Here is an 18,033-nt window from a genome sequence, read left to right as displayed (position 1 = left end):
GCTTGATGTAGCGTTAAATCTTGCAAGGCAACCCGATTCTTCCTCTCAATCCGGGCCCGCTGCTCCCCTCCCCTTCATGAAAAGCCTGGCCGGTCTCCGCTCGTGCCGCGCGCTGCTGGGCGCGTCGCTGTTTCTCTCGTTCGTCGCCTTGTTTGCCGCCACCGCACCGCCCGCGGTCGAGTCCTATGCATGGCGCAACGTCGCGATCCGCGGCGGCGGCTACGTGACGGGCTTGGCGTTTCACCCCACGGCGCCCGATGTGCTGTTCGCGCGCACGGACGTCGGCGGCGCCTATCGCTGGGACGCCGCACGACGCGCCTGGCAGCCGCTGAACGACGGCATCGACCGCGCCAATGGCGACCTCTACGGCGTGCTCAGCCTGGCGCTCGATCCCACCGATGCGCGAAAAGTCTACCTCGCGTGCGGAGCCTACTTTTCCGAGTGGGCGCGTAATGCCGCGGTGCTTCGCTCGAGCGATGGCGGGCAAAGCTGGGAGGCGGTCGACCTGCCGCTGAAGCTCGGTGGCAACCAAGACGGCCGCGGCACAGGCGAGCGACTGCAAGTGGACCCGCACGACGGCGCGCACCTCCTGCTCGGCACGAATCACGACGGACTCTGGCGCAGCTACGACGCCGGCCGCACGTGGGCGCGCGTCGGTCGTTTCCCCGCGTCGGGCGTGACCTTCGTGTTGTTCGATGCCCACACGGCCGCCGACGGGAAACCAAATACGACGATCTACGTGGGCGCCGCCGACCCGCAACGACCGGTCCTCTACCGATCGCTCGATGCCGGCAAATCATGGAATCCGGTGCCCCGGCAACCCACCGGCCTGCTTGTCCACCACGCCGCGCTCGATGCACGCGGCACGCTCCACCTCGCCTACGGCAACGGTCCCGGCCCGAACAACATCACTCACGGCGCGATCTGGAAACTCGACCCGACGAACGATACCTGGACCGACATCACGCCCGAGCGCCCCGACGTCGCCGCGAACAACGGCTTCGGCTACGCCGGCTTCGTGCTCGATCCGAAACACCCCGGCACACTCTACGTCTCCACGCTCGATCGTTGGTCGAAGGGCGACGAGATTTTCCGCAGCACCGATGGCGGCACGACGTGGACACCGTTGCTCGCGCACTCGCAATGGAGCCGCCTCGGCGCGCCCTATGTGAAGGACTTCAAGCCGCACTGGATCAGCGACGTCGCGGTCGACCCCGCGCACCCGGAGCGCCTGTGGTTCGTCACCGGCTACGGCGTCTGGGCCACCGATCAGGCCAACGCTGACATCGTCGCCGGCCAAACGCTCACCTGGCTCTTCCCCAACAAAGGTCTCGAAGAAACTGTCATCGACGAACTCATCAGCCCGCCCGAGGGCGCGCCGCTGCTGAGCGCGATGGGCGACCTCGGCGGCTTTCGCCACGACGACCTCGCGATTTCCCCGAAGGGCGGTGCATTCCAGCCGCTCCACGGCAGCAATCCCAGCATCGCCTTCGCCGCGCAGCAGCCAGCGCTGCTGGTGCGCACCCATTGGGGCCCCACGCGCGGCGCACTTTCGCGCGACGGCGGCACCACATGGGAGAACTTCGCCAGCGCGCCCGAGGCCGCCGCGAAAATCGGCCCCGGCATCGCCACGATTTCCGCCGACGGCGCGCGCCTCGTGTGGCTGCCCAAGGGCGCAAAGCCCTTTTATTCGACGGACGGCGGCCGCTCGTGGAAAGAGAGCCGCGCCGACCTCGTCGCGACCACCGAGTGGAAAACCTATGGACCGGTCGCCGACCCCGTGAACCCGCGCCGGTTCTATCTCTACGACCCGATGAACGGCGCGCTGCACGTGAGCGAGGACGGCGGCGAAAGTTTCGCGAAGGTGAAATCTCTCCCCGCCGAAGCCGGTAAACTTCGCGCGGAGCCAGGCGTCGAAGGCCATCTCTGGTTGCCGACCGCCGAAGGACTGCTCGTCTCGACCGACGCGGGGAAAAATTTCCGCGCGCTCGCCGGCGTTGAGAGCGCCCACCAAATCGGCTTCGGCGCGCCTCCGGCGGGTCGGAGCAATCCCGCGGTCTTTCTCGACGGCACGGTGCGTGGAGAGGAGGCGCTCTTCCGCAGCGACGACGGCGGCCAGTCGTGGGTGCGTATCAGCGACGCGCGGATGCGCCTCGGCTGGCTGCGCTGTCTCACGGGCGACGCCCGCGTGCCCGGCCGCGTCTACCTCGGCACGAGCGGGCGCGGCATTCTCGTGGGCGATCCGCTGAAGTAGCGCCGGCTTCCAGCCTGCTTCCGCGTAACGCCGAGATGGCCGCACCACCCTCGCTCATCCGACCGCAGTCCGCGCGATCACTTCGGCGCGTTGGCGGGCAACGCCGCCGGTTCCTCGTCGATCACGAAGCCGCAACTCAGCAGGTAAGTATCCGGCTGGTCCGTTTTCGGCGTCAGCACGAGGCACCAGACGGAATTGCCATCGACGGCCATGAGCATCGTCGCGGGCTTCATTTGTTCGACCGTCGAGTTCACGAATTTTCCCAGCTTGCGCCCGGTCTGCTCCCAAATTTGGCGCACGATGGCTTGCAAAGCCAAGTTTGGCTTCGCGGTTTTCAGAGCAACGCCGACACTGTAGTCGGCCGCAGCGAGTCGCGGTCGGCTGCCGTCTTTGGTGACGCGCTTCATTCTTTCCGAGAGCGGATAAACGTAAATCTGAGAATGCCCGGGAAGCAGTTCGAACTCCGGACAGGTCTTCAGATTAACCACATGGATCGGCTGGTCAGCGCAGAGGCGAACGCACGTGGCACACACAAACACGAGGAGCGAAATCAGTTTCATGGGGGCGATGCTTCTTGGCTCGTGAGGTTGAATAGTGGCGACTCGTTAGGCGAGAGGCTGAGCCGCGAGTGCGGCGGATCAAAGCAATAGTGGTGTGCACGCGGACTCCCCACACGCTGCGGGACCGACTGAAGCGGCCCCGACGGCCCGCGAACAGCGCTCAGACGATCGCGTTGCGCGCGATGATCTCGGCGTAGTAGCGCGCGGAGAGTTTCGGTGTGCGGCGCTGCGTCGTGTAGTCGACGTGCACGATCCCGAAGCGCCGTTCGTAGCCGTCCTCCCACTCGAAGTTGTCCATGAACGACCAGAGAAAATAGCCGGCGACCGGCACGCCGTCGCGGATGGCGCGCTCGAGTTCGCGCAGGTGCGCGCGGAGGAAGTCGCGGCGGTGCAGGTCGAACACTTCGCCGTTCACGACCGGCTCCTCGTTGTAGCCGCAGCCATTTTCCGTGATGTAGATCGGCCGCGCGCCGTAAGTCTCGAACGCCAGTCGCGTGCCCCAATACATCACTTGCGGCGCCCAATGCAGCCATGCGCTGTCGGCCTTGGGATAATGCGCGGGCAGCGGCAGTTCCTCGAATTTGTCATCGCGGCCGGCGCGCACGAACGTGCCGGTGTAGAGGTTGAGACCAAGGAAATCCGTCGGCGCGCTGATCAACGCAAAATCGCCGTCGTGCACCACCGGCGCCGCCGCGCCGCAACGCGCGAGGTATTCCGGCGAATAGCTGCCGCGATAGATGGCGCCGAGGATAAAGTCGTTGCGCCAGGCGAACCACGTGCGCGCCGCCGCGATGTCGGCCTCCGTCTCCGTCGCGGGCATGCAGATGTCGCTGTTGTCGGTGAGTCCGACCCGTGCGCCAGGACCGCCGAATTGCCGCACCGCGCGCACCGCGTGACCATGGCAGAGAATCGCGTGATGGTAGGTTTGGTTGAGCTCCTGCGGCGTGACCTTACGACCGGGCGCCTTGCCGCCGAAGCCGTAGCCGAGTGTCGTGAAGCAGCGAATTTCATTCAGCGTGATCCAATTCTTCACCACATCGCCGAACGCCTGCACGACGGTGTCGGCATAGCGCGCGAAAGCGTCGACCGTCGCGCGGCTCACCCAGCCGCCGCGATCCTCGAGCGCCTGCGGCAAATCCCAGTGGAAAAGCGTCACCCACGGCGTGATGCCGTGCTCGGCCATGGAGGCGAAAAGCCGGCGGTAGAAATCGAGGCCGGCCTGGTTCACCGCGCCGTCGCCCTGTGGGAAAATCCGCGGCCACGCGAGCGACAGCCGGTAGTGGCGGATGCCGAGCGAGCGCATGAGCGCGAAATCCTCCGCGTAGCGGTGATAGTGATCGCAGGCGACATCGAGCGTGTCGCCGCCGTGGATCTTGCCGGACTGGCGGGAAAAACGATCCCAGACCGACTCGCCCTTTCCGTCCTCACGGGCGGCTCCTTCAATCTGCGGCGCGGCGGTGGCGACGCCCCAGACAAAATGCGGCGGAAACGACGATGAGGGGAGGAGCGAGGACATGGAAAGACAGGCGGAGAGCGACGGTGGAAGTGGTCAGTCTGCGCAAAAGGACGCCCGAGAAAAGCCTGATTTAACGAAAAACTTGCGGTTTTCAGGCCCGTCGCCCACGGTTTCCACCCACCCCTGCGGCGCGCCGCATCCCCTGCCCTCCCCATGAAGCGACTGATTCTCCCGGTGCTGCTCGCCCTGTTGAGCGCGACGCATTTGATCGGCGCACCGACCCGCGAGCGGCTGAACATCGACGCCGGCTGGCGCTTCGCGTTCGGCCATCCGTCGGATGCCGCGAAGGATTTCAACCACGGCACCGGCTACTTTTCCTACTGGGCGAAAGCCGGCTACGGCGACGGCCCCGCCGATCCGAAGTTCGATGCGAGCAAGTGGCGCGAACTCGACTTGCCGCACGACTGGGCCGTCGAGGCGCCGTTCGATGCGAAAGGTAGCCACAGCCACGGCTACAAGGCCGTCGGCCGCAATTTTCCCGAGCGCAGCGTCGGCTGGTATCGCAAGACCTTCCACATCGCGGAGCACGATCTCGGGCGGCGCATCGCACTGGAGTTCGACGGCGTGCACCGCGACTCGATCGTGTGGGTGAACGGCTTTTATCTCGGCCGCCAACTCAGCGGCTCGACGAGCTTCCGCTACGACATCACGGACTATCTGAACTACGGCGGCGAAAACGTCGTGGCGGTGCGCGTCGACGTGACGATGGAGGAAGGCTGGTATTACGAGGGCGCGGGCATCCACCGCCATGTCTGGCTGACGAAGACCCCTCCGCTGCACGTCGGGCACTGGGGCACTTTCGTTTCGACGGAGCTCGGCGCCGATCATTCCGCCTCCGTCGTCACGGCGCGCGCCACGCTCGTGAACGACGGCCCCGCTGCCGCCGCTTTTCAGCTCGAGCAAATCGTCCTGCGTCCGGATGGCAGCACCGCCGCGACGTTTCTTGGCGCCCCCGCGACCATCGACGCGGGCGCGCAGCAGAAAGCAGTCGCGACGATGAACGTCGCGCAGCCGCAGCTCTGGTCGATCGAGACGCCGGTGATGCACCGCTTGATCACGATCGTGCGCGACGCGGCGGGCGCGGAAATCGACCGCTACGAGACGCCTTTCGGCATCCGCTCGGTGCGCTTCGATCCGGACCACGGCTTCTTTCTGAATGGCCAGCGCGTCACGCTCAAAGGCGTGAATCTTCACCAGGATCACGCCGGCGTCGGCGTGGCCGTGCCGGACGCGCTGATCGAATTCCGCCTGCGCCGCCTGCGCGAGTTCGGCTGCAACGCCGTGCGCACTTCGCACGAGCCGCCGAGCCCGGCGTTCCTCGACGCGTGCGACCGCCTGGGCTTCCTCGTCATCGACGAAAACCGCCTCATGGGCGCGAGCCCCGACCAGCTCGACCGCCTCGCGGCGATGATCCGCCGCGACCGCAATCACCCGAGCGTCATCCTCTGGTCGGTCGGCAACGAAGAATGGCGCATCGAGGGCAATATCCTCGGCGCGCGCCTCACCGCGACGATGCAGGCGCTCGCGCGCCGCCTCGATCCCACGCGCCGCTCGACTGTCGCCATCAGTGGCGGCTGGGGCGGCAGTTCCACGACCACGGATGTCGTCGGCTACAACTACATCTCGCAGTCGAATCCCGACGAGCAGCACCGGAAGTTTCCGCGACAGCCGGGCGTCGGCACCGAGGAAACCACGACGCAGGGCACACGCAGCGTTTACTTCGACGACCAGCCGCGCGGCCACCTCGCACCGCTCGCGAAAGGCGACAGCGGCGGCAACTGCGAGATCGGCTGGCAATACTACGCCGCGCGCCCATTTCTCGCCGGCCTGTTTTTCTGGACCGGCTTCGACTACCGCGGCGAGTCGACGCCGTTCGGCTTCCCGGCGATCAGTTCGCAATTCGGCATCCTCGATACCTGCGGTTTTCCGAAGGACAGTTTTTATTACCTGCAAGCGTGGTGGACCGACCAGCCCGTGTTGCACGTCGCCCCGCATTGGAACTGGCCCGACCGCGTCGGCCAGGAGCTGAAAGTCACGTGCTACAGCAATCACCAAGCCGTCGAACTGTTCCTCAACGGCGTCTCGCTCGGGAAAAGAGACCTGCCACGCAACGGCCATCTCGAGTGGCCAGTCGTCTACCAGCCCGGCGTGCTCGAAGCGCGCGCCTACCGCGGCGGCGCGGTCGTGCAGACCACGCGCGTCGAGACGACCGGCGCGCCCGCGCGACTCGTGCTCGTGCCGGACCGCACGGAGTTGCGCGCCGACGGAGCGGATGTGGCGGTGTTCGCGGTGTCGGCAGTGGACGCGCAAGGCCGGCACGTGCCGACCGCGAGCGACTTCGTCGAGTTCGCCGTCGAGGGCGGGCGCGTGCTCGGCGTCGGCAACGGCGACCCGAGTTGCCACGAGCCGGACGTGGCGAGCGCGCGGAGCCTGTTCAACGGCTACGCACAGGTGATTGTGCAGACGCCGCGCCGCGCCGGACCAATCAAACTCACCGCCCGCGCCGCCGGCCTGGCCCCGGCGGAGGCCACGCTCAACGCTCGTTGAAAAAATTTCCCATGAGTTCCCCCACTCCGCCTGTCACCGCTCCGGAAGATCGCGTGCCGGTGCCGCAAAAACTCGGCTACGGCCTCGGCACCGTCCTCGATATGTGGGGCCACTGGCTCTACCCGACGCTGGTCAACCAGGTGTTCAACATCGGCCTCGGCGTCTCGCCCGCGCTCGTGAGCACGGCGATCATGTTGAACCGCGTGTTCGACGCGTTTTCCGATCCGCTGTTCGGCTGGTGGTCGGACAACACGCGCACGCGCTGGGGCCGGCGCCGGCCGTTCATGCTCGTGGGCTCGATCATCGCGGGCGTTTGCCTGCCGCTCTTGTTCTGGGTTCACCCAGGTTGGAGCCAGATGGGCTACTTCTGGTTCATGGTGTTTTCGTCGGCGATCTACATCCCGGTGATGAGCTGCTTCTACATGCCTTACGTGAGTCTCGGCTCGGAGCTGACGCCGGACTACCACGAGCGCACGAGCGTGCAGTCCTACAAATACGCCGTGCAAAAGCTCCCGGAGCTCGGGCTGTTTTTCGCGGCGCAGTTCACCACGCTCGCGCTGTGGGTCGGCGCGAATTCCACCAATGTCGGCGAGCGCGTCCTCAATCTGCTGCGCAGCACCGCCGCGTGGGCGCCGGCGCCCGCGGGTTCGCACCCCAACATCGTCCTCGCCGCGCAGGTCTACTGCATGATCCTCGGCTCGCTGATGGTCGTCGCGGGCGTCGTGTTGTTTCTCACGGTGCGCGAGCGCTACTATGACAAGCTCGTCGCGGGCAAACAGGAGCGGACGTCGCTGATCACTTCGGTGAAACAGACAGCGTCGTGCCGGCCGTTCCTGCTGCTCATCGGCATGCGCCTCGCCTACGGCATGGGCCTGAGCATGGTCGGCACGCTCGGCTACTACGACACCGTCTACTACGTCTGCCGCGGCGACCTCGCCGCGGGCGCGGGCTGGAATTTCTGGATGGGCGTCTCGGGCATGCTGCTCGGCTTCGCGGGTATTCCGACCTTCACGGCGATCGCGCACCGACTCGGCAAACGCCACGGCATGCGCGCGGTGATGTTGACCGCGATCGGCGTGTTCGTGGCCACATGGTGGTTCTACGATCCGGCGCGTCCGTGGCTGCAGCCGCTGGCGTCGGGCTTCATTGCGTTCACCGGCGCGGGCTTTTGGACGCTCGACGGCTCGATGCTCGCGGACGTGATCGACTACGACGAACTGCAAACCGGCCAGCGCCGCGAAGGCGTGTTCTCGTCCGCCGCCTCGTGGATCATGAAATGCGGCATGGCGCTCGGCGCCGGCGCGGCGGGCTTCATCCTCGCCGGCACCGGCTTCGACGTCGCGCTCGGCGGCAACCAGACGGAGCACGCGCTGTTCATGATGCGCCTCCTGCTCGCCGCGATCCCGATCGTCGGCCTGCTGCTCGCCCTCGGTGCGCTGGCGAAATTCCCGCTCACGCAGGACGTGATGCTCGACATCCGCCGCCAGCTCGAGGCGCGGCGCGGCCGGGTGTGACAACCCCCGGCCAACCGGGGGCGCATTCTCAATCGCACAACAACTAACCTCATTCCGTCGCGCGACCCGTTCGCGTAGACTGGGCGTCCCCAAACCGCTTCACCCCATGCCTACGCCTCGTCTCCTGTTCGCGAGCGTCCTCGTCTTTGCCGCCATGAACGTCTCCGCCGGCGCATCGCCCGCCGACTCCGCCATCACGCCCGTGCCGCCGCAAGCGCAGCTCCGTGTCGCCGCCGTGCAGGTGCGCGTCGCGCCCGACCATCGCGACTGGACCTACCGGCTCGGCGAGTCGGCGAAATTCCGCGTCAGCATCGTCGCCGACAACGAACCGATCGAGGACGTCGCGATCACTTACCAGGCCGGCCAGGAGCTGCGACCGACCGAGACGAAATCCGCCATCGTGCCGCTCGACGGACTCGTGATCGACGGTGGCACACTACAGGAACCTGGCTTCCTCCGCTGCATCGTCACCGCCAAGGTCGCCGGCCGCGAGGTGAAGGGCGTCGCCACCGCGGCGTTCGAGCCGGAAAAGATCGTCCCGACGCAGACCGAACCGGCGGACTTCGACGCGTTCTGGCAAAAGGGCCGCGAGGATCTCGCGAAGGTTCCGCTGGAGGCGAAGCTCACGCTCCTGCCCGACCAATGCACCGACAAGGTGAACGTTTACCACGTGAGCTTCCGCGTCGTGAGCCCCGACTGGAACGCCGTCAAGGGCCGCATCTACGGCATCTATTGCGAGCCGAAAGCGCCCGGGAAATATCCCGCGCTCCTCCGCGTGCCCGGCGCCGGGGTGCGGCCGTATTTCGGCGACAAGGGTTTTGCCGCCGAAGGCGCGCTCACGCTCGAGATCGGCATCCACGGCCTCCCGGTCAACCTGCCGCAGGAAGTCTACGACCAGCTCGGCGCGGGCGCGTTGAGCGACTACTGTTTCTTCAACTTCGACGACAAGGAGGCGTATTACTTCCACCGCGTGTTTCTCGGCGTGCTGCGGGCGAACGATTTCCTCGCCTCCCGCGCAAACTGGGACGGCCGGCACCTCGTCGTCGCCGGTGCCAGCCAGGGCGGCTGGCTCTCCCTCGTCGCGGGCGCGCTCGACCCGCGCGTCACCGCGATCTCCGTCACACATCCCGCCGGTTGCGATCTGACGGGCGACTTGCACGGCCGCGCCTCCGGCTGGCCGTGGCCGTTCCGCCAATGGCAATTCCCCGCGCCGTCGCCCCACGCGACGCCCGCGAAGATCGCCACGACGTCCTACTACGACGGCGTGAACTTCGCCAAACGCATCAAAATCCCCGGCTACTACACCTGGGGCTACAACGACGACGTCTGCACGCCGACCTCGACCTACGCCGCCTACAACGTCATCCGCGCGCCCAAGACGCTCGGCCTGACGCTCGAGCTCGCGCACACCTACACGCCGGAGCAGGGCGAAGCGATCAACGCGCACCTCCGCCAGTTCCTCGGCCTGAAGTGAGCCATCTTCACATGAGTTTTCCGCAAGACTTCACCTGGGGCGCCGCCGCCGCGGCCTACCAAATCGAAGGCGCCACCACGACCGACGGCCGCGGCTTGTCCGTGTGGGACGTGTTCGCGCACGAGCCCGGCAAGACCTTCGAAGGCCACAACGGCGACGTCGCCTGCGATCATTATCACCGCTACGCGGAAGACGTCGCGCTCATGCGCGACCTCGGCGCGAAGGCCTACCGCCTCTCCATCGCGTGGCCGCGCGTGCTGCCCGAGGGCACCGGCCACGTGAACGAAAAGGGCCTCGCGTTCTACGACCGTCTCGTCGACGAGCTGCTCGCCGTCGGCGTCACGCCCTGGGTGACGCTGTTCCATTGGGATTTGCCGCAGGCCCTGCAGTTGCGCGGCGCGTGGTGCAATCGCGAGATCGTCGAGTGGTTCGGCGACTACGCCGCCATCGTCGCCGACAAACTCGGCGATCGCGTGAAGCACTGGATGACGATCAACGAGCCGCCCGTCGTCATCGGTCTCGGCTATCACGAAGGCATGTTCGCGCCCGGCCAGCACCTCAGCTTCCGCGAATGCCTGCTCGGTTCGCACCACCTGCTCATGGCGCACGGCCGCGCCACGCAGGCGCTGCGCGCCCGCTGCCAGGGCCCGATCAAGGTCTCGCTCGCACACACCGGCCGCGAGCGCATCCCCGCCACGAATTCCGCCGCCGATCTCGAGGCCGCGCGGCGCGACTACTTCGGTTGCACGAGGAAGAACATGTGGAACATCTCCTGGTGGATGGACCCGGTGCACCTCGGCCACTACCCGCACGACGCGGCGGCCGCATTCGGCGCCGACATGCCGCAGGTGACCGACGCCGACCTCGAACTCATCGCGCAGCCGATCGATTTCACCGGCTACAACTGCTACTCCGGCTGGCTCGTGCGCGCGAAAACCGACGGCGCGCCGGAGAACGTCCCGCACCCGTGGGGCATCGGCAACCCGCGCGGCACGCTCTCGTGGCTGAACATCGCGCCCGACGCGATGTATTGGGCCGCGCGCTTCATCCACGAGCGTTACCAACTCCCCGTCGTCTTCACCGAAAACGGCTACTGCAACACCGACTTCGTCCACCTCGACGGCCAGGTCCACGATCCGCAGCGCATCGACTTCATGGCGCGTTATCTCGCTGCGATGAAACGTGCCGTCGCCGAAGGCGTGCCCGTCGCCGGCTATTTCTACTGGTCCGTGATGGACAACTTCGAGTGGAAGGAAGGCTACAAGGACCGCTTCGGTCTCATCCACGTCGACTACCAGACGCAGAAGCGCACACCGAAGGATTCCTATTACTGGTATCGCGACCTCATCCGCACCAACGGCGCCAACCTGCCGGGTTGATTTTCGACCCAACCGTCCAACCACGAATGGACACGAATTCACACGAATACCGGGAGTCAAGGTCGTCGCCGCGGTCTCTCGCGCCGGCAATCGCACGCTAGTTCATTCGTGTCCATTCGTGTTCATTCGTGGTTTCTCCTCTTCCTTCCCCATGAAAACCCTCTTCGCGCTCGTCTTCTCCTCCGCGCTCGCGCTCACCGCCATGGCCAAGAAATTCGACCAGCTCGCCCTCACGCCGCCGATGGGTTGGAACACATGGAACACCTTCGCGGCCGACATCCATGAGTCGCTCATCCGCCAGACCGCCGACGCCATGGTCGCGAACGGCATGCGCGACGCCGGCTACGTCTACATCGTCATCGACGACTGCTGGTCGCTGAAACAACGCGACGCCGACGGCAACCTCGTGCCCGATCCGCAGAAATTCCCGAGCGGCATGAAGGCCCTCGGCGATTACCTGCACGAGCGCGGCTTCAAGTTCGGCCTCTACTCCTGCGCCGGCACGCGCACCTGCGGCGATTACCCGGGCAGCTGGGGCCACGAGTTCCAGGACGCGCGCCTCTTCGCCGCGTGGGGCGTCGATTACCTCAAATACGACTGGTGCAACCACGGCGACGCGAACGCCAAGGACGCCTACACACGCATGCGCGACGCACTGTTCGCCGCGGGCCGCCCGGTCGTCTTCTCCATCTGCGAATGGGGCCAGAACAAACCCTGGGAATGGGCCGCCGACATCGGCCACCTCTGGCGCACGACCGGCGACATTTACGATTCCTACGACGGCCGCAAAGGCTGGGAGTCCGGCTGGAAGCGCCTCCTCGACCAGCAATACGCGCTCGTCGAAAACGTCGGTGCCGACGGCCTGAACAAGTTCGCCGGCCCCGGCCACTGGAACGATCCCGACATGCTCGAAGTCGGCAACTCCGGCCTCACGCTCGCCGAGTCGCGCGCGCATTTCTCCCTCTGGTGCATGCTCGCCGCGCCGCTCATGGCCGGCAACGACGTCACGCACATGAAGCCCGAGATTCGCGCCATCCTCACGGACAAGGACGTCATCGCCATCGATCAGGACAAACTCGGCAAACAGGGCTTCCGCGCCCTCGCCGAACCGGCGAAGAACATCGAAATCTGGATCAAGCCGCTCAGCGGCGGCGACTGGGCCGTGTGCGCGCTCAACACTTCCGCCGCCGCGGCCGACCTCACCGTCGAGTGGGACCGACTCTGGACGCTCGACCACCGCACCTACCAGGTGCGCGACGTGTGGGCGAAGCAGGACGCCGGCGACACGAGCAAGCCGCTCACCGTCCGCGTCGAGTCGCACGACGTCGCGCTGTTTCGACTCACACCGACCGCGCGCTGAAGCTCTTTCTCCTTCGCCGCCCATGCGCCGCCTCGCTTTCCTGTTTTCCCTCGGCGCACTGGCAACGCTCGCCGCGGCGGACACACCGACTCGCACCATCGCCGCCGACGTCACGCACGCGCGCGGCCCGATGAGCCGCATGTATAACTTTTGCGTGGGCGCCGGCCGCGCCAACGAAGGCCTCCGCGCCGACTGGCAACGCCAGCTGCGCTTCGTCCGCGAGACCTGCGGCTTTCGCTACATCCGTTTCCACGGCCTGTTCTGCGACGACATGGGCGTCTACCACGAGGACACGCAGGGCCGCGCGGTCTACAACTGGCAGTATGTCGACGAGCTGTTCGATTTTCTCACGGGCATCGGGATGAAGCCGTTCGTCGAGCTGAGCTTCATGCCCGAAGCGCTCGCGAGCGGGAAGGATACGATCTTCTGGTATCGCGCGAACGTCACGCCGCCGAAGGACTACGCGAAATGGGAGGCGCTCATCGCGGCGTTCGTGCGCCACGTCACCGAGCGCTACGGCGCGGCCGAAGTGCGCTCGTGGTATTTCGAGGTTTGGAACGAGCCCAATCTCGACGGCTTCTGGCTCGGCAAGAGCAGCGGCCGCACCTTCGCGGAGTTCCTCCCCATCGGCCTCGCCGAATACCAGAAGCTCTACGCCGCCACCGCGCGCGCCGTGAAGTCCGTCGACGCCACCTATCGCGTCGGTGGACCAGCCACCGCGGGCAGCGGCTGGATCGACGAGACGCTCGCGTTCTGCGCCGCGCAGAAGGTGCCGCTCGATTTCGTCAGCACGCATACCTACGCCACGTCCAGCGGCTACCTCGACGAGACCGGCAACGCGGGCACGGTGTTCTCGCCCGAGCGCAACGCCATCACGGCCGAGGTGCTCGCCACCCGCGCCAAGATCGAGCGCTCGTCCTTCGCCGGCACCGAGCTGCACTACACCGAGTGGAGCAGCTCCTACACGCCGTCGGACCCGTTGCACGACAGCTATCACAGCGCCGCTTTCATTTTGAACAAGATCCGCCACATCGGCGCGGCCGCGCAGTCGATGTCGTATTGGACGTTCACCGACATCTTCGAGGAAGCCGGTCCGCGCACCACGCCGTTCCATGGCGGCTTCGGGTTGCTCAACTACCAGGACCTGCCGAAGCCGTCGTATTTCGCCTATCGCTTCCTCCACCGCCTCGGCGACACGGAGCTCGCGACCGACGACCCCGAATCGTTCGTCTGCCGTGACGAAACCGGCGGCCTGCAAGCCCTGTTCTGGGACTTCACCATCACGCACCCGGGCCCTTCGGCGATCAACCAGGAGTTCTACGCCCGCGACCAACCCGCGAAACCGAAGGGCGACGTCGCTCTGCACCTCACCGGCCTGAAACCCGGCCGCTACCGGCTCACCGCCACGCTCGTCGGCTATCGGCAAAACGACGTCCAGTCCGCCTGGCGCGACCTCGGCTCCCCGACGCAGCTCACCCGCGCGCAAGTCGCCACGCTGTGCACCGCCGCCGCCGGCACGCCGTCGATGGACGAAATCCTCACCGTCGGACCTGACGGCCGCCTCCTCCGCACCTTTCCCCAACGCGAAAACGACGTCTGGCTCGTCGAGCTCCAACCGCTGGCGCCGCACAGCGTCTCAAGTCGCGAACAATAGAACTCATTAACGGCGGCGCACGCAGCGCGTAAACTGGCGCCGTCGTTTCCCCACCCCTTTCATCGCTCGCCGGCCGGCGCCCACGGTGCCACCGGGCGTCCGTTACCGTTCGCTATGCAACTCAAGATCGTCGGTCCCTCTCTCCCCAACCTGCCGTGGCAGCCGCGCCCGGCCGGCAACCCCGACCTCGTCTGGCGCTACGACGCCAACCCGGTCATCGGCCGACGCCCGCTGCCGCGCGTCACCGGCATCTATAACAGCGCCGTCGTGCCGTGGCAGGACGGTTTCATCGGCGTGTTCCGCACCGAGGGCATGGACCGCGTGCCGCACCTCCATGTCGGCCGCAGCGCGGACGGCTTCAAGTTCACCTTCGAGCCCACGCCGATCGATTTCCAGTGCGACGACCCCGAGGTGCGCCGCCACGAGTTCGCCTACGACCCCCGCGTCACGAAGATCGAGGACACCCACTACGTCACCTGGTGCAACGGCTACCACGGCCCCACCATCGGCCTCGCCCGCACGCAGGACTTCGTGCACTTCGAGCAGCTCGAGAACGCCTTCCTCCCCTACAACCGCAACGGCGTGCTCTTCCCCCGCAAGGTCAACGGCAAGTATCTCCTGTTCTCGCGCCCGTCCGACACGGCGCACACGCCCTTCGGCGACATCTTCATCTCCGAGTCGCCCGACCTCGTGTATTGGGGCAAACACCGCCACGTCATGGGCCGCGGCTGGCCGTGGTTCCAAGGCGTCAAGATCGGCGCCGGCCCGTCGCCCATCGAGACCAGCGAAGGCTGGCTCCTCTTCTACCACGCGGTCACCAGCACCTGTAACGGCTTCGTCTACTCGATGAGCGCCGCGCTGCTCGACCTCGACCAGCCGTGGAAAGTCATCGCCTCCGCCAACCAGGCGCTCTTCTGTCCGGAAGCCCCGTATGAACTCTCCGGCTTCGTCCCCGGCGTGTGTTTCCCCGTCGGATGTCTCTGCGACGCCGCCACCGGCCGCATCGCGATCTACTACGGCGCCGCCGACACGTTCTCCGCGCTATGCTTCTGCCAGGCGCAGGACATCGTCCAATTCATCAAGGAAAACCCCTTGAAACGCTGACGGCGATGCCGGCGCGTCCAAGCTCACGCAGCCGAGGTCCGGGCGCCGTCTCGCGGCGCCCTTCCTGCGCGCACCGCCCGAGCCGGACGCCGCCAGACTGCGCGCCTACCACCTAACTCCTCCCGCTTTCCACCTCGCTCGCCATGCAGCAGCTCTCCCTCCACACCGCGCCGTGGCGCTTTCGCGACGCGACCGCCGGCGGCCCGTGGCGCGACGCCGTCGTGCCCGGCTGCGTCCACACCGATCTCCGCCGCCACGAACTCATCCCCGATCCGTTCTGGGGCACCCACGAGCTCGATCTCCAGTGGATCGAGGAGCGCGACTGGGAATACACCGCCAAACTGCACGTCTCCGCTCAGTTGTTGACCGAGGAAAACGTCGAGCTCGTCGCCGACGGCCTCGACACCGTCGCCACCGTCACCCTCAACGGCCGCAAGGTCGCGCGCACCGCTAACATGTTCGTCGCGCACCGCTGGGACGTGAAGAAACTCCTGCGCCCCGGCGTCAACGAACTCACGATCCGCTTCGACAGCGCGCTCGCCTACATCCGCCGCACGCGCCGCACGCACGCACCGAAGGAGTTCAACGACCCCGTCGGCCGCAGCCAGGTCATCCGCAAGCAGCAATGCCAGTTCGGCTGGGACTGGGGCCCGCGTTTCGTCACCGCCGGCATCTGGCGCGACCTCCGCCTCGAAGGCTGGAGCAAAAACCGCCTGCTCGGCGTGCGCCTCACGCAGGAACACGCCGCCGACGGCACCGTCGCCCTCACCCTCGCCCCCGAGCTCGCGCGCGCCGACCGCACCGCCACCTGCCACTACCGGCTCAAGCTCAGCGGCATCGTCGTCGCCGAAGGCGTGGGTCACCGCATCGTCATCGACCACCCGCAACTCTGGTGGCCCAACGGCCACGGCGCCCAACCGCTCTACACGCTCGCCATCGAGATCCGCCGCGGCGACGGCACGCCGATCGGCGCGCGCGTGCACCGCGTCGGCCTGCGCACGATCGAGCTCGACCGCCACGCCGACGCCGCCGGCGAGACCTTTCAATTCAAGGTCAACGGCCGCGTGATTTTCGCCAAGGGCGCCAACTGGATCCCCGCCCACGCTTTCGTCACCACGCTGAAACGCTCCGACTACGAACGCGACCTGCGCAGCGCCGTCGAGGCGCACATGAACATGATCCGCGTCTGGGGCGGCGGCATCTACGAAAACGAGGAGTTCTACGACCTGTGCGACGAACTCGGCCTCCTCGTCTGGCAGGACTTCATGTTCGCCTGCGCCATTTACCCGGGCGACCGCAGCTTCGTCCGCAGCGTGAAGACTGAAGCCGAGCAACAGGTCCGCCGCCTCCGCCACCGCGCGTGCCTCGCCCTGTGGTGCGGCAACAACGAGATCGAGGCGCTCAACAACGATCCCGCCCACGGCAACCCGCCGCTGCTCTCCACTCCCGCTAACCGCGCCGCCTACGCCGCACTCTTCGAGACGACACTCCCCGCCGTCGTCGACGCCGTCGACGGCGTCACGCCCTACTGGCCCTCTTCGCCGCACCGCCCCAGCGGCGACAAACGCGAAGGCCTCGGCGGCGTGAAACACACCGACGGCGAGAAGCGCGGCGACACGCATTACTGGGATGTCTGGCACGCGCGAAACCCCGTGAAGGATTACGAGAAGTGGCGCTTCCGTTTCGTCTCGGAGTTCGGGATGCAGAGCTACTGCTCGCCCGAGACGCAGGCCACCTTCTGTCCGCCCGGCGACCGCAACGTCTTCGGCGCGGCGATGGAGAACCACCAAAAGAACCGCGGCGGCAACCAGGTGATCCTCGACTACGTGTCGCGCCGCTACCGTTTCCCGCGCACGCAGGACGACCTGATCTACCTCTCGCAGCTCAATCAGGCCTATTGCATGCAGACCGGCGTCGAGCACTACCGCCGCCTCATGCCGCACTGCCAGGGCGCGCTCTACTGGCAGTTGAACGACTGCTGGCCCGTCGCCTCGTGGAGCTCGATCGAGTTCACCGGCCGCTGGCGCGCGCTGCACTACGTCGCGCGGCGCTTCTTCGCCCCGGCGCTCGTCTCCGCACATCTCCCCGGCGACGAGATCGCCGGCATCGGCAACTACCGCCGCTCCACCGTGCGCGAAGTGCACCTCCACACCGTCTACGACGCCCCCGCGTCCGCGCGCGGCGTGTTGCGCTGGGACCTCTTCACCCTCGCCGGCAAAATCGTGCTCCAAGGGGAAAAGAAAGTCGCGCTCCACTACGGCGAGAGCGTGCGCCAGCAGACCCTCGACCTCGCCCAGCCCATCGCCGCGCACGACCGCGGCGCGCTCTATCTGCGCGTCGCACTGGACATCGACCGCACGCGCGTGAGCGAGGACACCGTGTTCCTCACCGCGCCGCGCTTCATGGACCTGCCGCGCGCCACCACGCACGCGCAGACGGAGCTGCTGAGCCCGCGCCAGGCGCAGGTGTCGTTCCTCTCGCCCGTTTTCCAGCACCGCTTCGCGTTCGAGCTGCCCGGCCTCGCGCACAAGGCGAGCGACAACTATTTCGAGCTCTACCCGCGCGAGCCGAAGACCGTCACCCTCGACTTCGCCCGCCCGGTCACGCTCGCGCGGCTGCGCGAGGCGCTGCAATGGCGGTCGCTGGCCGACACCTACTAGCCCTTCCGCCT

General features: G+C 66.7%; 11 protein-coding genes. 9 read left to right on the top strand and 2 right to left on the bottom strand.

Annotation, left to right across the window (positions count from 1 at the left end):
* Window positions 1–76: 76 nt before the first annotated feature.
* Complete coding sequence (locus tag KF715_12810) at window positions 77–2,254, top strand: hypothetical protein (protein MBX3737570.1); 2,178 nt, start codon at window positions 77–79, stop codon at window positions 2,252–2,254.
* Between the two features lie 77 nt (window positions 2,255–2,331).
* On the opposite strand, the gene KF715_12805 is transcribed toward KF715_12810, so the two are convergent.
* Window positions 2,332–2,814, bottom strand: coding sequence for a hypothetical protein (locus KF715_12805; protein MBX3737569.1), 483 nt, complete (start codon window positions 2,812–2,814; stop codon window positions 2,332–2,334).
* Window positions 2,815–2,974: 160 nt separating this feature from the next.
* Window positions 2,975–4,330: a beta-glucosidase gene (locus tag KF715_12800; protein ID MBX3737568.1), complete on the bottom strand. Its 1,356-nt coding sequence runs from the start codon at window positions 4,328–4,330 to the stop codon at window positions 2,975–2,977.
* A gap of 153 nt (window positions 4,331–4,483) precedes the next feature.
* Here KF715_12800 and KF715_12795 point away from each other — a divergent pair, with 153 nt between their 5' ends.
* From KF715_12795 to KF715_12760, 8 genes are all read left to right on the top strand, one after another.
* Window positions 4,484–6,877 (top strand): DUF4982 domain-containing protein, encoded by a 2,394-nt coding sequence (locus KF715_12795; protein ID MBX3737567.1) that lies wholly within the window; start codon window positions 4,484–4,486, stop codon window positions 6,875–6,877.
* 11 nt (window positions 6,878–6,888) lie between these two features.
* Entirely contained in the window at window positions 6,889–8,391 is a 1,503-nt protein-coding gene (locus KF715_12790; GenBank protein ID MBX3737566.1) for an MFS transporter, read from the top strand.
* A 106-nt stretch (window positions 8,392–8,497) separates the two neighbouring features.
* The gene (locus KF715_12785; protein ID MBX3737565.1) at window positions 8,498–9,865 is read left to right on the top strand and encodes an acetylxylan esterase; all 1,368 of its coding nucleotides are present in this window, start codon (window positions 8,498–8,500) and stop codon (window positions 9,863–9,865) included.
* An 11-nt stretch (window positions 9,866–9,876) separates the two neighbouring features.
* Window positions 9,877–11,244 carry a beta-glucosidase gene (locus KF715_12780; GenBank protein MBX3737564.1) on the top strand — a complete coding sequence of 456 codons (1,368 nt, stop codon included), beginning with the start codon at window positions 9,877–9,879 and terminating at the stop codon, window positions 11,242–11,244.
* A gap of 151 nt (window positions 11,245–11,395) precedes the next feature.
* Window positions 11,396–12,604 carry a glycoside hydrolase family 27 protein gene (locus KF715_12775; GenBank protein ID MBX3737563.1) on the top strand — a complete coding sequence of 403 codons (1,209 nt, stop codon included), beginning with the start codon at window positions 11,396–11,398 and terminating at the stop codon, window positions 12,602–12,604.
* Window positions 12,605–12,626: 22 nt separating this feature from the next.
* On the top strand, window positions 12,627–14,258 hold the full coding sequence (locus KF715_12770) for a hypothetical protein (protein MBX3737562.1): 1,632 nt from the start codon (window positions 12,627–12,629) through the stop codon (window positions 14,256–14,258).
* Between the two features lie 114 nt (window positions 14,259–14,372).
* Window positions 14,373–15,362 carry a glycoside hydrolase family 130 protein gene (locus tag KF715_12765; protein MBX3737561.1) on the top strand — a complete coding sequence of 330 codons (990 nt, stop codon included), beginning with the start codon at window positions 14,373–14,375 and terminating at the stop codon, window positions 15,360–15,362.
* 143 nt (window positions 15,363–15,505) lie between these two features.
* Window positions 15,506–18,022 carry a glycoside hydrolase family 2 protein gene (locus KF715_12760; GenBank protein MBX3737560.1) on the top strand — a complete coding sequence of 839 codons (2,517 nt, stop codon included), beginning with the start codon at window positions 15,506–15,508 and terminating at the stop codon, window positions 18,020–18,022.
* Window positions 18,023–18,033 lie beyond the last annotated feature (11 nt).

It is taken from the genome of Candidatus Didemnitutus sp. (assembly GCA_019634575.1).
In the GTDB taxonomy this organism is placed as follows: Bacteria; Verrucomicrobiota; Verrucomicrobiia; order Opitutales; family Opitutaceae; genus Didemnitutus.
This window is presented reverse-complemented; position numbering and strand designations above follow the sequence as displayed.

What these genes read in the sequence shown, in the direction of transcription:
- KF715_12810 (MBX3737570.1), top strand. Translation starts at nt 77, where the DNA reads ATGAAAAGCCTGGCCGGTCTCCGCTCGTGCCGCGCGCTGCTGGGCGCG.
- KF715_12805 (MBX3737569.1), bottom strand. Translation starts at nt 2,814, where the DNA reads ATGAAACTGATTTCGCTCCTCGTGTTTGTGTGTGCCACGTGCGTTCGC.
- KF715_12800 (MBX3737568.1), bottom strand. Translation starts at nt 4,330, where the DNA reads ATGTCCTCGCTCCTCCCCTCATCGTCGTTTCCGCCGCATTTTGTCTGG.
- KF715_12795 (MBX3737567.1), top strand. Translation starts at nt 4,484, where the DNA reads ATGAAGCGACTGATTCTCCCGGTGCTGCTCGCCCTGTTGAGCGCGACG.
- KF715_12790 (MBX3737566.1), top strand. Translation starts at nt 6,889, where the DNA reads ATGAGTTCCCCCACTCCGCCTGTCACCGCTCCGGAAGATCGCGTGCCG.
- KF715_12785 (MBX3737565.1), top strand. Translation starts at nt 8,498, where the DNA reads ATGCCTACGCCTCGTCTCCTGTTCGCGAGCGTCCTCGTCTTTGCCGCC.
- KF715_12780 (MBX3737564.1), top strand. Translation starts at nt 9,877, where the DNA reads ATGAGTTTTCCGCAAGACTTCACCTGGGGCGCCGCCGCCGCGGCCTAC.
- KF715_12775 (MBX3737563.1), top strand. Translation starts at nt 11,396, where the DNA reads ATGAAAACCCTCTTCGCGCTCGTCTTCTCCTCCGCGCTCGCGCTCACC.
- KF715_12770 (MBX3737562.1), top strand. Translation starts at nt 12,627, where the DNA reads ATGCGCCGCCTCGCTTTCCTGTTTTCCCTCGGCGCACTGGCAACGCTC.
- KF715_12765 (MBX3737561.1), top strand. Translation starts at nt 14,373, where the DNA reads ATGCAACTCAAGATCGTCGGTCCCTCTCTCCCCAACCTGCCGTGGCAG.
- KF715_12760 (MBX3737560.1), top strand. Translation starts at nt 15,506, where the DNA reads ATGCAGCAGCTCTCCCTCCACACCGCGCCGTGGCGCTTTCGCGACGCG.